Origin of the sequence: Paraburkholderia ginsengiterrae, assembly GCF_001645125.1 — a bacterium.
Lineage (GTDB): Bacteria > Pseudomonadota > Gammaproteobacteria > Burkholderiales > Burkholderiaceae > Paraburkholderia > Paraburkholderia ginsengiterrae.
The window spans coordinates 210689-226549 of the sequence record NZ_LXKA01000371.1 but is presented as its reverse complement, the minus strand read 5'-3'; the positions used below and the strand labels follow the sequence as shown (position 1 = coordinate 226549).

At 64.5% G+C, this 15861-nt stretch carries 14 protein-coding genes; 5 read left to right on the top strand and 9 right to left on the bottom strand.

The genetic code is table 11. The features are described from left to right. Position 1: 1 nt before the first annotated feature. Positions 2-1663 carry a malonate decarboxylase subunit alpha gene (mdcA, locus tag A6V37_RS35625; protein WP_064271803.1) on the bottom strand — a complete coding sequence of 554 codons (1662 nt, stop codon included), beginning with the start codon at positions 1661-1663 and terminating at the stop codon, positions 2-4. 4 nt (positions 1664-1667) lie between these two features. Further along, complete coding sequence (locus tag A6V37_RS35620) at positions 1668-2444, bottom strand: GntR family transcriptional regulator (RefSeq protein ID WP_064271804.1); 777 nt, start codon at positions 2442-2444, stop codon at positions 1668-1670. 172 nt (positions 2445-2616) lie between these two features. Here A6V37_RS35620 and A6V37_RS35615 point away from each other — a divergent pair, with 172 nt between their 5' ends. The 3 genes from A6V37_RS35615 (at position 2617) to A6V37_RS35605 (ending at position 4741) form a co-directional block, all read left to right on the top strand. Next, a complete protein-coding gene (locus A6V37_RS35615) occupies positions 2617-3927 on the top strand; it encodes an MFS transporter (RefSeq protein WP_064271805.1) in 1311 nt (436 codons plus the stop codon). Between the two features lie 258 nt (positions 3928-4185). Then, positions 4186-4479 (top strand): type II toxin-antitoxin system Phd/YefM family antitoxin, encoded by a 294-nt coding sequence (locus tag A6V37_RS35610; protein WP_064271806.1) that lies wholly within the window; start codon positions 4186-4188, stop codon positions 4477-4479. Positions 4480-4489: 10 nt separating this feature from the next. Next, a complete protein-coding gene (locus A6V37_RS35605) occupies positions 4490-4741 on the top strand; it encodes a Txe/YoeB family addiction module toxin (protein WP_064271807.1) in 252 nt (83 codons plus the stop codon). Between the two features lie 75 nt (positions 4742-4816). On the opposite strand, the gene A6V37_RS35600 is transcribed toward A6V37_RS35605, so the two are convergent. Continuing rightward, the gene (locus A6V37_RS35600; protein ID WP_064271808.1) at positions 4817-5737 is read right to left on the bottom strand and encodes a DMT family transporter; all 921 of its coding nucleotides are present in this window, start codon (positions 5735-5737) and stop codon (positions 4817-4819) included. Between the two features lie 101 nt (positions 5738-5838). Between A6V37_RS35600 and A6V37_RS35595 the strand changes: the two genes are divergently transcribed. After that, on the top strand, positions 5839-6729 hold the full coding sequence (locus A6V37_RS35595) for a LysR substrate-binding domain-containing protein (protein ID WP_064271809.1): 891 nt from the start codon (positions 5839-5841) through the stop codon (positions 6727-6729). A gap of 102 nt (positions 6730-6831) precedes the next feature. On the opposite strand, the gene A6V37_RS35590 is transcribed toward A6V37_RS35595, so the two are convergent. The 6 genes from A6V37_RS35590 to A6V37_RS35565 all read right to left on the bottom strand — a co-directional run bounded on the left by A6V37_RS35590 (position 6832) and on the right by A6V37_RS35565 (position 14826). Continuing rightward, positions 6832-7890 carry an ABC transporter ATP-binding protein gene (locus A6V37_RS35590; RefSeq protein WP_064271810.1) on the bottom strand — a complete coding sequence of 353 codons (1059 nt, stop codon included), beginning with the start codon at positions 7888-7890 and terminating at the stop codon, positions 6832-6834. 37 nt (positions 7891-7927) lie between these two features. After that, positions 7928-9532, bottom strand: a complete 1605-nt coding sequence (locus tag A6V37_RS35585) for an ABC transporter permease (protein ID WP_064271811.1) — start codon at positions 9530-9532, stop codon at positions 7928-7930. Continuing rightward, positions 9533-10564, bottom strand: a complete 1032-nt coding sequence (locus tag A6V37_RS35580; protein WP_064271812.1) for an iron ABC transporter substrate-binding protein — start codon at positions 10562-10564, stop codon at positions 9533-9535. It lies immediately after the preceding gene. A gap of 60 nt (positions 10565-10624) precedes the next feature. Continuing rightward, complete coding sequence (locus A6V37_RS35575; RefSeq protein WP_064271813.1) at positions 10625-12013, bottom strand: Dyp-type peroxidase; 1389 nt, start codon at positions 12011-12013, stop codon at positions 10625-10627. 37 nt (positions 12014-12050) lie between these two features. Then, positions 12051-13202 (bottom strand): NHL repeat-containing protein, encoded by a 1152-nt coding sequence (locus A6V37_RS35570; protein WP_100249456.1) that lies wholly within the window; start codon positions 13200-13202, stop codon positions 12051-12053. A 100-nt stretch (positions 13203-13302) separates the two neighbouring features. Then, the gene (locus A6V37_RS35565; protein WP_064286854.1) at positions 13303-14826 is read right to left on the bottom strand and encodes a carbohydrate porin; all 1524 of its coding nucleotides are present in this window, start codon (positions 14824-14826) and stop codon (positions 13303-13305) included. A gap of 336 nt (positions 14827-15162) precedes the next feature. Here A6V37_RS35565 and A6V37_RS35560 point away from each other — a divergent pair, with 336 nt between their 5' ends. Further along, the gene (locus A6V37_RS35560) at positions 15163-15855 is read left to right on the top strand and encodes a hypothetical protein (protein ID WP_064271815.1); all 693 of its coding nucleotides are present in this window, start codon (positions 15163-15165) and stop codon (positions 15853-15855) included. Positions 15856-15861 lie beyond the last annotated feature (6 nt).

Genomic DNA, 15861 nt, shown 5'->3' with positions numbered 1-15861 from the left:
CTTACCAGCTCCTGAAGCGCGCCGGCGGCGCGTACAGACCGCCCGACCACGTCACCAGATCGTCGATGCTGCGTGCCGCCAGCAGCGAACGCTTCGCTTCGCCGCGCCGAATGCCGAGATCCTCGGGATAAGCGACGACACCGCGCCGGCGCAGTTCCGCCGTTTTCTCCGGCTTCGCGCGCAGCCCGATCGGCGTTACGCCGGCTACGGCGGCGAGCGCCGCGCGGCGCTCGTCGACACCTTCGGCCTTGTGCAGATGCGCGATGCCTTCTTCGGTGACGACATGGCTGACGTCGTCGCCGTAGATCATGACGGGCGCTATCGGCATGCCGCTTTTTGCGCCGACCGCCACGGCGTCGAGTTCATCGACGAAAGTCGGTTCACCGCCTTTCTTGTAGGTCTCGGCCATCTGCACGACGAGCTTCTGGCCGCGCGACACCGGAGCCTGATCTTTCAGCAGCTTGAGCCACGCCTCGCTCGAATGGCGCCGGCCGCGCGGATCGTGGCCCATGTTGGGCGCGCCGCCGAAACCGGCCAGCCGACCGCGCGTGACGGTGGACGAATTCGCGTCGGCATCGATCTGCAAGGTCGAGCCGATAAACAGATCGACGCCGTATTGGCCGGCCAGTTGGCACAGCACGCGGTTCGAGCGCAGGCTGCCGTCGTTGCCGGTGAAAAAGACGTCGGGACGTGCCTCGATGTACGCCTCCATGCCGACCTCGCTGCCAAAGCAGTGAATGCTCTCGACCCAGCCCGACTCGATCGCGGGAATCATGGTGGGGTGCGGATTGAGTGTCCAGTTGCGGCAGATCTTGCCCTTCAGGCCGAGCGACTCGCCATACGTGGGCAGCAGCAATTCGATCGCGGCGGTGTCGAAGCCAATGCCGTGATTGAGCGACGTGACGCCATACGGCTCGTAGATGCCGCGAATCACCATCATGGCGGTGAGCACCTGCAGGTCGCCGATATGGCGCGGGTCGCGTGTGAACAGCGGCTCGACGGCGAAGGGCCGATCCGCCTGCACGACCACGTCCACCCACGAACCCGGAATGTCGACGCGCGGTAGTTCGTCGACGATCTCGTTGACCTGCACGATCACGATGCCGTGACGGAACGCGGCAGCTTCGGCGATGGTGGGGGTGTCTTCGGTATTCGGGCCGGTGTACAGATTGCCGTGACGGTCGGCTTTTTCCGCGCACAGCAGCGCAACCTGCGGCGTCAGATCCACGAACATGCGCGCGTACAGCTCGACGTAGGTGTAGATCGCGCCGATTTCCAGTTGACCGTCTTCGAGCAGTTGCGCGACCCGCAAGCTCTGCGGACCGGCGAACGAAAAATCGACCTTGTGCGCGATGCCGCGTTCGAACAGCGTCAGATGCTCAGGACGACTAATGCTGGAAATCAGCAGGTGCACGTCGTGAATTTTTTGCGGATCGACTTTGGCGAACGAGCGGGACAGGAAGTCGGCCTGCTTCTGGTTGTCGCCTTCGAGGGCGACGCGGTCGCCCGGTTGAATCAGCGTTTCGAGTGCGTCGACGATGCGGTTTGGCGGCAGTACGCCGTCTTCCAGCCAGGGTGCAATGGCCGCGAGGCGACGATTCTTTTCGTCGCGACGCGTAGTCCATGAGCGTGCGGCGGGCGGCGCTTCGGCGGGTCGGTTCATCGGATCAATCACTCCCGGTAGTGGTGCGCGCGCGTCTGCCGCGCGGCCTGGCTTGTTTGGCGAGCGCGGCTTCAGCCTCGGCGCGCTCGGTCAGGAAACGAAAAAGCAGATCGCCGGTGCCCAGCAGGTGCGCGGCGACCAGCGCCTGCGCGGTAGGGATGTCCTGGCGCTCGACGGCGTCGAGTATTGCCGCGTGTTCTTTGTCGGATTCGCCCTTGTGCAATGGCAAGCCGAACTTCAGGCGCAAATATCTTTCACCGCGCCGGTGCAGCGCTCCGATCATTTCCTCGAGTTGCGGCCGGGCAGCCGGCGCATACAGGCTCGTGTGAAACGCGACATTGCGCGCGACGTACAACGAGGGGTCCGCTTCGCGCTCGGCGGCGCGGCACAGACCGGCGGATTCGCTCAGCGTGGCCGCCGTGTGATTGGGAATCGCAAGCCCGATGGCGAGGCTCTCCAGCGCGGAGCGGATCTCGTAGATCTCGCGCGCTTCCTGCGCCGACAAAGGCGCGACCGTTGCGCCTTTATTCACTGCGGCTTTGGCCCAGCCTTCACTCTCGAGCTGCCGCAAAGCCTCACGCACGGGAATAGCGCTGACCGAGAAGTGCCGCGCGATGGCGTCTTGCCGCAGCGGCGCGCCTGGCTCCAGCGTGCCGTCGACAATCGCCGCCCGCAGCGCCTCCGCGATCATGCGGGACGTGCTCTCACGCGGCGCCGCCGCCGGTAAAAGCGAGCTGTGCGCCGGGGCGTCCAGGGGGAAACCATTAATTGCGTCGTTCATGATTTCAAATATTATATATAAAAATGCGCGTTTGCAAGTGAGCGAACCCGGAAGCGCCAGAACTCTGTCTGCTCCGTCTTCTCACCCGAAGGGCAAGGACACCCGATCCATAACAAGCGCGCCATCTCGTCGTTTCAGTTACGTACATCAACCGTAGGGCTGGAGGAGCATGATGAGTTCACTCACCGATCGCACGTCGGTCACGCGGCGCCGCACGCCGCTCAATGGTTCGCAGATTGCAGGGTTTTGGGGTGCCTGGGCCGGCTGGACGCTCGACGGAATGGATTCGTTCATCTACGCACTCGTGCTCACACCGGCCTTGACCGAACTGCTGCCGCGTTCCGGCTATGCGGCCACGCCGGCGAATGTCGGCCTTGCCGGTTCGATTCTATTCGCGCTGTTCCTGGTTGGGTGGGGGCTCTCGTTCATCTGGGGGCCGCTCGCCGATCGCTTCGGCCGCACCAAGGTGCTGGCCGGCACCATCTTCACGTTCGCCATTTTCACGGGGCTCGCGGCGACTTCGCACAACGTGTGGGAGCTTGGCATCTATCGCTTCATCGCGGGGGTGGGCATAGGCGGCGAGTGGGCGCTGGCTGGAACGTATGTGGCGGAATCGTGGCCGGAAGACCGGCGCAAGATGGGCGCCGGCTATCTGCAAACCGGCTACTACGCCGGCTTCTTTCTCGCCGCGGCGCTGAATTACACGATCGGCGTGCATTACGGCTGGCGCGCGATGTTCCTGACCGGAGCGGTGCCGGTAGTGGTCGCGATTCTGGTTCTGCTGCGCGTGAAGGAATCGGACAAGTGGCAGAAAGCCGAAGCGCGGGCTGAAGCGCAAACCGTGCGGGTCACACCGCTGCGCGAGATTATGGGGCCGGCCTACCGGCGCCGTACCTGGGTGGCGTGCATTCTCCTGACGATCGCCATCATCGGTTTGTGGGCCGGGGCGGTTTACGAGCCGTCCGCCGTGATTCAACTGGCGACCAAGGCCGGCATGGCCAAGGGCGAGGCGCTCAAAACCGCGTCGCTGGCAACGGGGCTGCTGTCCATCGGGACGATTCTCGGCTGCCTGGCGCTGCCGCCGCTCGCCGAGCGCATTGGCCGCAAGAAGACGCTGGCGTTCTATTTCATGGGTATGGCGGTGGCGATTGCCGGCAGCTTCGGTTGGGCGTTCTATCTGCCGAACGGACTCGCGCCGTTCATCGCGTGGCTCTTCGTGCTGGGTTTCTTCGGCGGCAACTTCGCGCTGTTCAGCTTGTGGCTGCCGGAGCAGTTCGAAACCCGTGTGCGGGCGACGGCGTTTGCGTTTTGCACCTCGTTCGGGCGGTTCGTGGGTGCCGGCGTCAACTTTCTGCTCGGTGCGGCGGTGCTCCACATGCATACGCTCGGGGTGCCGGTGGCGCTGACCGCGCTCGCGTTTGTCGCCGGCCTGTTCGTGATTCCGTTTGCACCGGAGACGAAGGGCGAAACGTTGCCGCAGTAAGGTTGGCCGTTCGGCTGAGTGGCGCGGCGGGATCTCCGCAGGCATCCTCTCTATCGGTTAGGTGACGTGTTCGGGCGTTGCCTGGGAGTGGCAATTTCGTACAGAGGATTGTACAATGATTGCCGTGTCCCAGCGTTAAGCATTCCCTGGAGCGGCGCGTCGGGTTCGTCGTCCAAGAGTGCATTCATGCAACGGCGAAATCGTCCCTAACTTTTGACAGGAGCGACTGGAGGGAAACCTCTCAGGTCGAGAAAACGAATGAACGTCCTTACTTACAGCGAGGCGCGTGCCGGCTTTAAGCAAGCGATGGACGACGTCTGCCGCGATCACATTCCCACGCTGATCACGCGGCAGAGTGGCGAAAATGTGGTCATGGTTTCGCTCGAGGATTTCAACGCGATGCAGGAGACGCTGTATCTGTTGAGCTCGTCGAAGAATGCCCAGCGGCTCGCCAGGTCTATCGCTCAGTTGAATGCCGGCGGTGCGTCCGCGCGCGAACTGCTGACCGATGAACAAACACAGAAGCCGAAACGAGGAGGCCGCCAAGGCTGACAGTATTTTTATGTTCACCGACGAAGCGTGGGACGACTATCTGTATTGGCAAGAGGCCGACCGCAAGGTCTTGCGCAAGATTAATACGTTGCTTGAGGAGTGCCGGCGCGATCCGTATCACGGCACGGGAAAACCGGAGCCATTGGCCGGCAGTCTGAGCGGGTTCTGGTCGCGTCGCATCACGCACGCCGATCGTCTGGTCTACTTGCCGAGAGACGGAAAGATCTACGTGCTGGCATGCCGCTTTCACTACGACGGCTAAAAAAAACCGGGCGCAACGCCCGGTTTTCCGTTGAGCGTGCCGGCGAGGCGCGGTGCCCGCGTCTCAGCCCGAGTCTCAGTCCGCGTGACGCCGCGCGCGCCCACCGGGACGCCACAACGACAACAGCGGCCAACCGAGATTTACTCCAAGGCTCGCGGTCACGATCAATGCCATGCCCGCGAGTTGCGGCATCGACAACGCCCGCCCGTACACCACCGCATCGACCACGATTGCCGTCAACGGATAGACGAACAGCAGAACAGCAATGATCGGCGTGCTCAGCTTGGGCAGCGCGCCGTAAATCAGCACGTACGAAAGCCCCGTATGCAGCACGCCCATGCCGATCAGCCAGAACCATTGCATCGGGCCGATATGCACGGCGGTGAGCGGCGCGATGAACGGCAGACACACCACGCCGACCGCACATTGCGCGAGCGTGAGCAGATGCGGCCGCAAATCGCCGAGCCCCTTGGCGATCAGCGTCACGCTCGCATAGAGCACCGACCCGGCCAACGCTTCGCCAATGCCGATCAGATAGCTCGTATGGCCCTGTAAATGCTCCGTGGCCGCGACACCCGACGCTAGCACGAGTCCGACGAATGCCGTCGCGATCCAGCCCAGCCGGTCCGCGCCGAGCCGCTCTTTGAAGAGCGCCGCGCCGATCAGCACGACCCAGAACGGCTGCACGTGGAACACCACCGTCGCAACCGCGATGCTGGTGCGATGGATCGCGTCGAAGAAGCCGACCCATTGCGTGACCATCAGCACACCGGAGATCAGCGCCAGCATGGCGGTGCGGCGCGTGAAATGCGCGCGCGTGAAGTAGCCCTTCCACGCGCAATACGCGGCGAGCGAGAGAAAGCCGAACAGGCAGCGAAAGAACACGAGCGTCAGCGCGCCGAGCCGCGCCTCCTCGACGAAGACGCCGATCGTGCCCATCAGCAGCCCGCCGCTGGCCAGCGTGATGGCGCCCTGTTGACGTTGGGTGAGGGACATGCAAAGCGGCTCCGTGAGGCAATGCCCCGAGTATTGCGCGGCTTGCACGCCACCGACAAACGAATTAAATTGAGAAATTCCATAAGCCGGATTGATAAATCATGCACCCCGAATTCGACGTCGATCTGCTGCGCACCTTTGTCGCGATCGTGGAAACAGGCAGTTTCACGAAGGCGTCGGCGAGCGTGCATCGCTCGCAGGCGGCGGTCAGCATGCAGATCAAACGGCTCGAGACCATGCTCGGCACCACGCTGTTCGCTCGCGACACGCGCAACCTGTCGCTCACGCGCCCCGGCAACACACTGCTCGAATATGCGCGGCGTGTGCTGGCGCTGCATGAGGAGGCGTGGTCGGCGATCGTGCGGCCCGAGGTCACCGGGCGCGTGGTGCTCGGCGCACCGGACGACTATGTGTCCTCGCTGTTGTCGCCGGTGTTGCGGCGGTTCTCGAATCTGTATCCGCACGTGGAGATCGAGATTGTTTGCGCGCAAAGCACGTCGCTCGCGCCGATGCTGGCGGATAACAAAATCGATCTCGCGTTCGTCACGCGCGACCGCAAATTGCGCGGCGAATTCGTGCGCAGCGAGCCGATGGTGTGGGTGGGAGCGTCGGTGGATACGCCGGTGCTGGCGGCGTCGCCGCTGCCGGTGGGACTCTACGAGCCCGGCTGTGTGGCGCGCCAGCATACGCTGGCCGCGCTGGACGGCGCGCGCATCCGCTATCGCGCGGCGTTCAGCAGCGCCAGCCTGATGGGCCTCGTCGCAACCGTGGATGCGGGGCTTTCGGTGGTCGCGCTCACGCGCTGTAGCGTGCCGTCGCGGCTCGCCATCCTCGGCGAAGCACAGGGCTTGCCGAAGATCGCACCGCTGGAGATCGTGGTGGCGCGCAGCGCCAAATCGGACCGGCCGACTTGCGATTACCTGGCCGCGCAGATGATGCAGGATTTGTCGTTGCCGGGGCCGATGCGTGGCGCACCGGCGGCGCCAGGTTGAGGCGTCAGCGTCGCAGTCGCTTTGATGAGAGCGTGTGGTGCCTTGAAGCGGCGCTCAGCCCGCCGCGTGAATCATCACCTGAGTCGCCGCCTGACTCGCCGCTCAACTGCGAGCGTAAGCCGTCACCTCGCCGTCCACGACAAGGCGCACCTGCTCGCCCGGTCGGGGGCAGAGATAGCCCGCCACCCTGGCACGCACGACGGTCTGCGTACCGGACTGCAAGCGCAGCGTGACGCTCGCGTCCTGCCCCTGAAAAATCACCTCCGTGACCACGGCGTCATGAGCCGCGGCGCCGTCGGTCACCGTTTCTCCAGCGCGCAGCAGGCGGATCTGCTCGGGCCGCACCATGACGTCGACAGCGCCCTGGTTCATCGGCGCCGATAACGGCAAGTCACCTAGCTCGCAGCTCACGCGATCCTGCATGACGACACCCGGCAGCAACACCGCCTCGCCGATGAACGATGCCAGTTCACGCGTGACGGGCCGGCGATAGAGCGTCTCCGGGCTCGCCGTCTGGATCAGCCGGCCATTCCACAACACCGCCACTTCATCGCCGAGCGAGAGCGCTTCGGATTGATCGTGCGTGACCAGCACGGCGGTCGCGCCGGTTGCGGCGAGAGCGCTCGCCACCGCTTGCCGGGTTTCGAGCCGCAAGGCGGCGTCGAGCGAAGAGAAAGGTTCGTCGAGCATCACCAGGTTGGGTGCCGGTGCCAGCGCGCGCGCCAGCGCGACCCGTTGCTGCTGGCCGCCCGACAACTGCTGCGGCGCGCGCTCGCCGAAGTTCGCCGGCAGGCCGACCAGTTCCAGCAACTCCGCCACGCGATGCCGTGCGCGCCGTTGCGTGCGCGGCAAGCCGAACACAATGTTATCCGCCACGGACAGATGCGGAAACAGCGCGCCTTCTTGCGGCACATAGCCGATATGGCGCAACTCGGACGGGACATGCAGATTGTCGCCGGCCACGCGGCGGCCGTCGATTTCGACGCTGCCGCCATCCGCGCGCTCGAAACCGCACAGGAGGCGCAGCAACGTGGTTTTACCGCTGCCCGAGGGGCCGAGCAGCGCCAGCAGCGTGCCGCGCTCGACGGACAGATCGATGCCGTGCAGCACCGGATGGCCGTCGAACGATTTTTTCAGCCCGCGGATACGAAGTTCGCTCATGTAGACCTAGTGATAAAAGCTTGTCAGGCCGGCCGTTTCAGCCGCGTTCGCCGAGTAGCGCCGATTTGCCGAGCAGCGCGAAAAGCAGGCCCGAGGCGAACAGCGAAATGCCGGTAAGCAGCGCCGCGTAGGGCGCCGCCGCGGCGAACGCCATGGTCGACGTGTCGGACCAGACCTGGGTGGCGAGCGTTTGCGTGTCGATGGGCGAGAGCAGCAGTGTTGCGTTCAGTTCGGTGACGACCGAGATGAACACCATCGCCGCGGCCGCGCCGAGACCCGGCCCCGCCAGCGGCAACACGACCCGCAGCAGGGTTTGCGTCCAGTTCAGGCCGAGCGCGCGGGCGGTCTCTTCGAGGCGCGGCTGCGCCTGCATGAAGGCGGCACGCACGCTGACGAGGGCCACCGGCATGAACAGCATTGCGTACGCGATCACCAGCAGCGTCGCACTCTGATAAAGCGCTTGCAGCGCGTGCACCGTGAGCGACACGACCGCGAGCGCGATTACCAGCCCCGGCACGCCTTGCGCGAGAAACACCGTGCGTTCGAACAGCGTCGCGAAACGGGTGGGGTAGCGCACCAGCAGGAACGCCAGCGGCACGACCAGCAGCGTGGTCAGCAGCGCGGCGGCGAGGCCGAAACCGAGCGACGAGAGCGTGGCGTTGAACAGCAGCTCGGGCGAGACATCGGCCGGCGTGACCGCGGCCGCGCCGGGCTGGGTCAGCCAGTAGCCGATCATGCCAAGCGGCACGCCGAGCGTCGTGATCGTCAGCAGCGCAAAACCGGCTACGACCACCCAGCGCCATGCGCCGAGTTCGTAGCGCAATACCGCGCGACGCGTGCCGCGATCGACGCGTTCATAGCGCGCCGCGCCGCGCACGCGAAACTCGAAGGCCAGCACGATCAGGCAGATCACGATCAGCAGGCACGCGAGCAGCGAGGCGCCGCCGCCGTCGAAACTGGTGCGGAATTCGGCGTAGATCTGCGTGGTGAACGTGCGAAAGCGCAGCAGCGTGAACGCGCCGAACTCCGACAGCACGCCGAGCGCGACCAGCAGCATGCCGCCGAGCAGGGCGGGGCGCAGTTGCGGCAGCACCACGCGAATGAACGTGCTCCAGCGGTTGCAACCGAGCGCGCGCGCGCTTTCTTCGAGCGCGGGGTCCATGCCGCGCAACGCGGCAGCCACCGGCAGATAGACGAGCGGAAAATACGCGCAGGTCAGCACCAGCAACGCGCCGTTGAAATCCTGCAGATCCTGGCTCAGCGACACCCACGCATAGCTGGAAATAAAGGCCGGCATGGCGAGCGGCGCGGCGCTCAACACAGCCCACGCGCGGCGCCCCGGCAAATGCGTACGCTCGACGAACCATGCGGCGGCCGTGCCGATCACGGCGCTGACCAGCGTGGTCGAGACGGTGATCATCAACGTGTTGACCAGCAGTTCGCCGACGAGCGGCCGGAACACCAGGTCGATCGCTTCGCCGGCGCCGTAGCTCGCGGCGCGCCAGAACGTAAACGCAATCGGCAGCAACACCAGCAAAGCGCTGAGTGCTGCTGCGGCAACCAATCCGCGCGGCGCGCGCGCATGGGCGCGCACCGGGGCGGTGGGGACAGCCGGTGGTCCGGCTGACAAGGCGTCGCTCATTTACAGCAGGCCTGCCTGGCGCAGCAGCTTGCCGGCCTGGCTGTCGTCGCCGAGTTGCTGGATCGTCAGTGCCGGCGGGCTCAGTTCAGCGAATGGCTTGAGGATCGGGTCCGGCGCGACGCCCGCGTGCAGCGGATATTCGAACATCACGTGACTTTTCGCCATCAACTGCTGAGCGCGCTCGCTGACCAGATAGGCGAGAAACTTCTGTGCGCCGTCCGTGTTGTGCGCGGATTTCAGCACGCCCGCGCCCGACACGTTCACCGCAGCGCCAACGTCGCCGTTGCCGAAGTGATGAATCGCGCTGCGGGTTTTCGCGTCGCCCAGTTCCGCGTGCAGGCGGTCCCAGTAGTAGTTGTTGATGATGCCGGTGGCCACGCCGCCGCGATTGACCGCGGCGACCACGCCTTCCTCGTCGTCGAAAATCTGCGCATTGGCTTTCAGGCCCTTCAGCCATTGCACGGTTTGCGCTTCGCCCTTCAGTGCGAGGACGGCGCTCACGAGCGGCAGAAAGTCGCTGTCGCTCGGTGCAATGCCGACCTTGCCTTTCCATTCCGGCTTGGCGAGGTCGAACAGCGATTGCGGCAGCTGCGATGCCTGGACCTTGGCGGTGTTGTAGGCGAGCACGTTTTCACGCGCGGTCACCGCGACCCATGCGCCAGTCGGCGAGTTGAAGCGAGCCGGCACGGTGGCGAGCGTCGCGCCGTCCACCTTGTTCAGCAGGCCTTTCTCTTCGAGCAGCATCAGTTCCGGCGAGTTTTCCGTGAAGTACACGTCGGCGGGCGTGGCCGCGCCTTCCGCGACGATCTGCGCGGCCATTGCCGGGCCTTCGCCGTTGCGGATCTTCACCGTAATGCCCGACTCCTTTTCGAAGTCTTTGGCGAGCACGTTGACGACCTGCTCGTGCTGCGCGTTATACAGCGTGATCGACGCGGCGTGGGCCGCCGACGGCAACGACGCGAAAGCGGCCAGCGTCAGCGCGGCGGCGCTGCTGAGAAGGCGCAGGCGGGTGCCAAACCAGGTATGAGCCATGATGCAGAAATCCGTTGTGATGTTGTGATTGATCGGTATTTTATGGGCTACGCGCTCACATTACGTCTCGAACAAACCCGCGCCGATATACGAACCCGGCTTCGCGCCCGGCGGCACGGCGAAAATCGCGCTGCCGACGTGCGTCGTGAACTGGTTCATCATGTCGAACTTCGCGAGCTTGTCGTTGATCGGAATGAAGCCTTTGCGCGGGTCGCTCTGGTGAGCGACGAAAACCAGCCCCGCGTCGTACTCGGTTTCCTGGCGCCACGGCGGCCAGCGCTCGATATAGAAGTCTGTGCTGTCGTTGTACGAGTAAGAACGGCGCAAGATCTGCGCACCGTTGTTGCTCGCCTGATTCGACAGACGCACGTGCGAGTTCTCCGGAATCACCGGGTTGCCGTCCTTGTCTTCTTCCTTCAGGTCCACCGGATCGAACTCGTTCTTCTTGCCGATCGGCGCGCCGCTGTACTTGTGGCGTCCAAACACCTGCTCCTGGAAGCCCACCTCGGTGTTGTCCCAGTGTTCCAGCGTGATGCGGATGCGCCGGAACACGGTGTAGGTACCACCTTCCATCCACGGCGCGTCGTCGGTGTGGCCGGCCCACACGAATTCGTTCATCAACTGCGGCTTCGCGGTGGACGGATTGTTGGTGCCGTCCTTGAAGCCCATCAGATTGCGCGGCGTCTGGCCGCGCGGACCCGACACGAATCCGGCCTGGCCCCAGCGCATGACCGCGGTGCCGGAGGCGAGGCGCGACAATTGCCGGATCGCGTGAAACGCCACTTGCTGATCGTTCGCGCAGGCCTGGATGTACAGGTCGCCGCCGGTCTTCTGGGCGATAAGCTGGTCGCCGTTAAAACGCGGCAGATCGACGAGCGCGGCGGGGCGGCGCGCGGCGAGGCCGTAGCGATCCTTGCCGTCTTTCGTGAACAGGCCCGGGCCGAAGCCAAACGTGATCGTCAGACCGCAGGGGCCGAGACCGAGCACGTCGCCGGAATCGGGTGCGGCTTTGGCGGCCTGGCTGTAGCTCTGGTTTTTGGCCTGGCTGTCGGCGTTGCCGTCGGTCAGGTTGTCGGCGGGCTGGGCGGCTTGGGCCGTTCCACCGGCCGGCAGCGGCGCGGCCGTGTTGCCCTGCGTCATCCGCGCGGCGGCGTCGGTCCAGGCACGCAGCAGCGCAATCACGTCTTCGCGCTTCTCGGTCGTGAGATCGAGCGCGGCGACATAGGTGTGGCTCTGCTGCGGTGTGACGATGCCGCCTTGATGCGTACCGTAGAACGGCTCGACAGCCATCTGCGGATCGGCGCTATGCGCGGCCGTTTTAGCGGTCGCGGCCTGGGCGGCCTGCGATGCCGCGAGACCTGCGCCCAGGCTCGCGCCTGCCGCGACCGCCGCGCCGCCGGCCTTGAGAAACCCGCGCCGTGAGGGCCGCGGGGGTTGATCGTTTGACATGGCTACTTCACCTTCATTTTTCTGTGGGGTGTTTTGCTTATTTCGCGAGCACCAGGGTGTTCACGTCGTCCTGTACGTAGTAGAAACCGTCGCCCTCGGGCGTCATGGCGAGGCCGAACAGATCACCGTTGCCGGGCGGCGATTGCGCCTTATCGGTGTCGATCCAGCGCGCGTAAAGCTGCTTGCCGCCGGCGGGATCGATTTCGACGATCTGGCCGTTCAGCGCGTTGGTCACGAGCAGGTGGCCGTTGGGCGCGCTCGCCATCGCGAGCGGCCGGTGCAGCAGGCCGTCGGCGGTCACTTGACGGCCGACGCCCGCGCTCGTGTCGCGCGTCATGGGTTCGTCGATTTCGGTGATGCGGTTGCCGATCGCGTCGGACACGTACAGCAGTTTCTGATCGGCCGAGAGCGCGAGTCCGGTCGGACCGACGAGGAACACGCCCTTGTCGGCCTGCGCGCCGAAGCCGCTGCCCACCACAGTTTCCTTCTTCACGACCGGCGGCTTGCCGGCCGGCACGTCGAGGTCCAGTCGCAGCACGGTGGCCTGCTTGAACACCGGCGGATTGCCGTCCGCGCCACCCACGCCGAAGCCGGCGTTGCTCACGAACAGCGTGGCGCTCGTGCCGTTGTCGACGACCGCCATGTTGCCCCACGGATCGTTGATGTTCGGGCTGGTGATGGTCGACGCAACCTTGCCCTGCGGATCGATCACGATCAGGCAGCCGGCGCCTTTGGTGCCGGTCGTGCCGTCGTTGCTCGGCGTGCTGCCGACGATCACGTAGCCGGACTTCAGCATCGTCATCGCGGTGGACAGGCCGATACCGCCCGGGCATTCCTTCAGATCGCGCGGCACGGTGGCGAACACCGTCATCTGTTTGGTGTCCGGATGATAGTTGATGATCGTGCTGCCGGTGCCTTGCAGATTGGTCGAATTATTGAAGTTGCCGACCAGCACGTCGCCTTGCTTGACGGTGCCCGCCGAGACCGGTGCGACCACGACCGCGTACGGGTTCTGGTCGCCGTTGTCCGGCACGGTGTTGATCAGCGTGGTGTGATGCTTGACGGTTTCGAGGAAGCCTTGCGGGTCGGCGTGCGCGCTGCCGGCCGTTGCGAAAGCAGCGGCGCTGGCGGCGACGGCGATCAGGGCCCGCGCGGTGCGCGGCGACAACTTGCGCGTGGAAAGAGTCACGATTGAGCCTCCGTGCCTGCGCACAAAGCGGTAGTGGTGGTCATGATCGAAAGCATGGAATCAGATGGGTCGATAGCGTGTGAAGTTGGTGCGAACGTCATCAGAACGTGATGTTGGTCCGCAGGCCGACCACGAACGTGTTGCGCAGCGGTTGCGTCGGGTCGCCCGGATTCTGGCCGGCGCCGGCGTTGAACGTGTATTGCGCGTCGGCTTGCAACTGCCACCACGGATTGACCTGATACTGATAGGTCGCTTCAAGCGTGGTTTCGCTGGTGCGCACACCGTACGAGCCACCGCTGAATGCCAGGTTATCCTGATCGAGCCCGTGAACGTTGTTGCCCACCTTGATGTAGGTCAGCGCGAGGCCCACGCTGTCGTTGTCGCGGCCGCGAAACGGCGCTTTCATCACGACGCCGAGGTTGGCGGCGAGGCTCACCAGGTTGCGGTCGCCGGGCGCGCCCATCACACGGGCGAACACACCGATGCTGCGCGGCTCGTCCGGGTCCGGACGCCAGACCATCTGGTCGGCCACGGCGTAGAAGCTGTAGTCGCCATGATGATTCGCGGCCACGCCGGTGGAGGCCGGGTTCGCGAGCGACAAGCCGGTGTTGTCGAAGCGCTGATCCGCAAAGCTGCCGTTGTTGTACCAGACACCGAGCTTGTAGGTGCCCGGCAGACCGCCGCCGCCCGCGCCGACCATTTCGCCGTCGGCCGGCTGATTGATCGCGTACTGCAGCTCGCCGATGAACAGCGTGCCGTTGTGCAGATTGAAGTTGGTGCCGCTCTTGTTGTTCGGGTTGTTGCCGAGCGGATCGCCGTCGAACACGCCGGCTAACGCCGTCAACGAAGGCGTGATCTGACCGCGCACGCGCACGCCGAGATCGGACAGCGGATAGGCCGGGCCGCCGGACGGCATGTCGTACGAGGGCAGGGCGGGCCAGCCGAACATCGTGTTGACGAACAGCGCCGAGTAGGTGCTGGCGATGAATTCCTGGTCGAGACTCTGCTGACCGATCTTCACGTCGACGCGCTTGTTCAGGAACGACTGCTGGTACCACAGCTCCCACAGGCGGGTGCTGTCATCCGCTTCGATACCGCTTGCCGTATTCAGCGTGCCGAGCTTGTTGGCGCTGAGATTGGCGCCGTGGATCTGCAAGCCGCTGACGTTAAACAGGCCGCCTGGCAGGCCAAACGCTTTTTGCGTGTCCACCTGCACGGTGGCGGTCGTCAGACCGTCGTAGTCCGCGCCGCGCGCCAGACCGCCACGCAGATTGGCGAGCACTTCGCTGGTTTCGGTGAGCGCGAACGTCACGCCATATTTGCCAAGCCACGGGCGCAGCCCGCCGATGTCGCCGAGCATCTGCTGGCGGTTCCAGAAGCCGGTCCACTGGTCCGTCTGGCTTGCCTTGATGTTCAGGTCGGCTTCGGGCGCTTCCGGTGCGGCGTCGGGATTGGCCTCGGCCATCGCGGTGCCGGCGGTTAGCGTTGCCCAGGCGAACGCCGTGCAAAGGACGGTGCGCCGCATGGCGGGCAGACGGGAGCGGCGTGTGGCGCCGGTGCGCTGCGCCGGGTCGCGAAACGGGCGCGCTTGAACGGCGTGGCCGCTGGAGTTGGCGAACTTCATCGAAATCCTTGTTGGTGTTGTATCGACTGTTTGAGTCATCGCGGAGCGTCGCCGCCTTTCCGCTATTTGCCGCATCGGTTCGCGACGCCAGATGCAGCACATGGCGAGATCGTACGCATGCGGAATAATTGCGTCAACACAAATGAGAACGATTCGCATCAATATTACTGCGATGTAATTCTAATTTTTACGGCCCCCAGCTAAAAGGCATTTGTGTGTAAATTAAAAATAATATTGACGTAATTAAATTGTATGGTTGTGGTCTTATCGAACGCCTTCCGGAACGGGGTGTCGAATCCGCACGAGTCCCTCGGAACGCCAATTCAGGAGAGTGAGATGAACAAACATTGGAGCAAACGCAGCCTGCTGATTTCATTGCTGGCGAGCGGCGGTTTGATGATGAGCGGCGTATCGAATGCACAGTTGAACCTCAAACAGTTCGGCATAGGCGGTGACAGCTCAGCGGGTGCCGGCGCGGCAACGTCATCGGGCGGCATGTCGCAATTGCTGCAGACCTATGTCGGCGCGAACCAGCAGGTGTTGAGCGGGCAGTCGGCGCTTGCGTCCGCCATGGGAATGAGCAGCGCCGCAGGACAGGCGCAACAGGCGGCCGGATTGCTGAGCGGTGGGACGCCCTCGGTGAGTCAACTGACGCAGGCGGGCAACACGCAGCAGTCGCTCTCGCAATCGCTGACCCAGGCCTTCGCAAACGGCGCGAGCGGCGGCGCGTCGGCCACGCCAGTCAACAAGCAGGCGTTCACCGAGGGGCTGTCGTCGCTGGGTAAAGGCGTGAGTCAGTATTCGAGCTTGCAGTCGGGGCTGGGCAGCATCGGTCAGATGAGTCCGTCGTCGCTGCTGCAGTCCGGCGCGAATCCGCAGACGGCGCAGGCTGCGGCATACATCGCGCAATCGGCGCCGGGCCAGTTGCAATCGCTGATGTCGACGCTGAGCTCGGCGGTGCAGTACGCGTCGAGTCATGGCATTAGCGTGCCGTCGATCGCGACCTCGGCATTGAAGGGCGGTCAGTGAAACCCA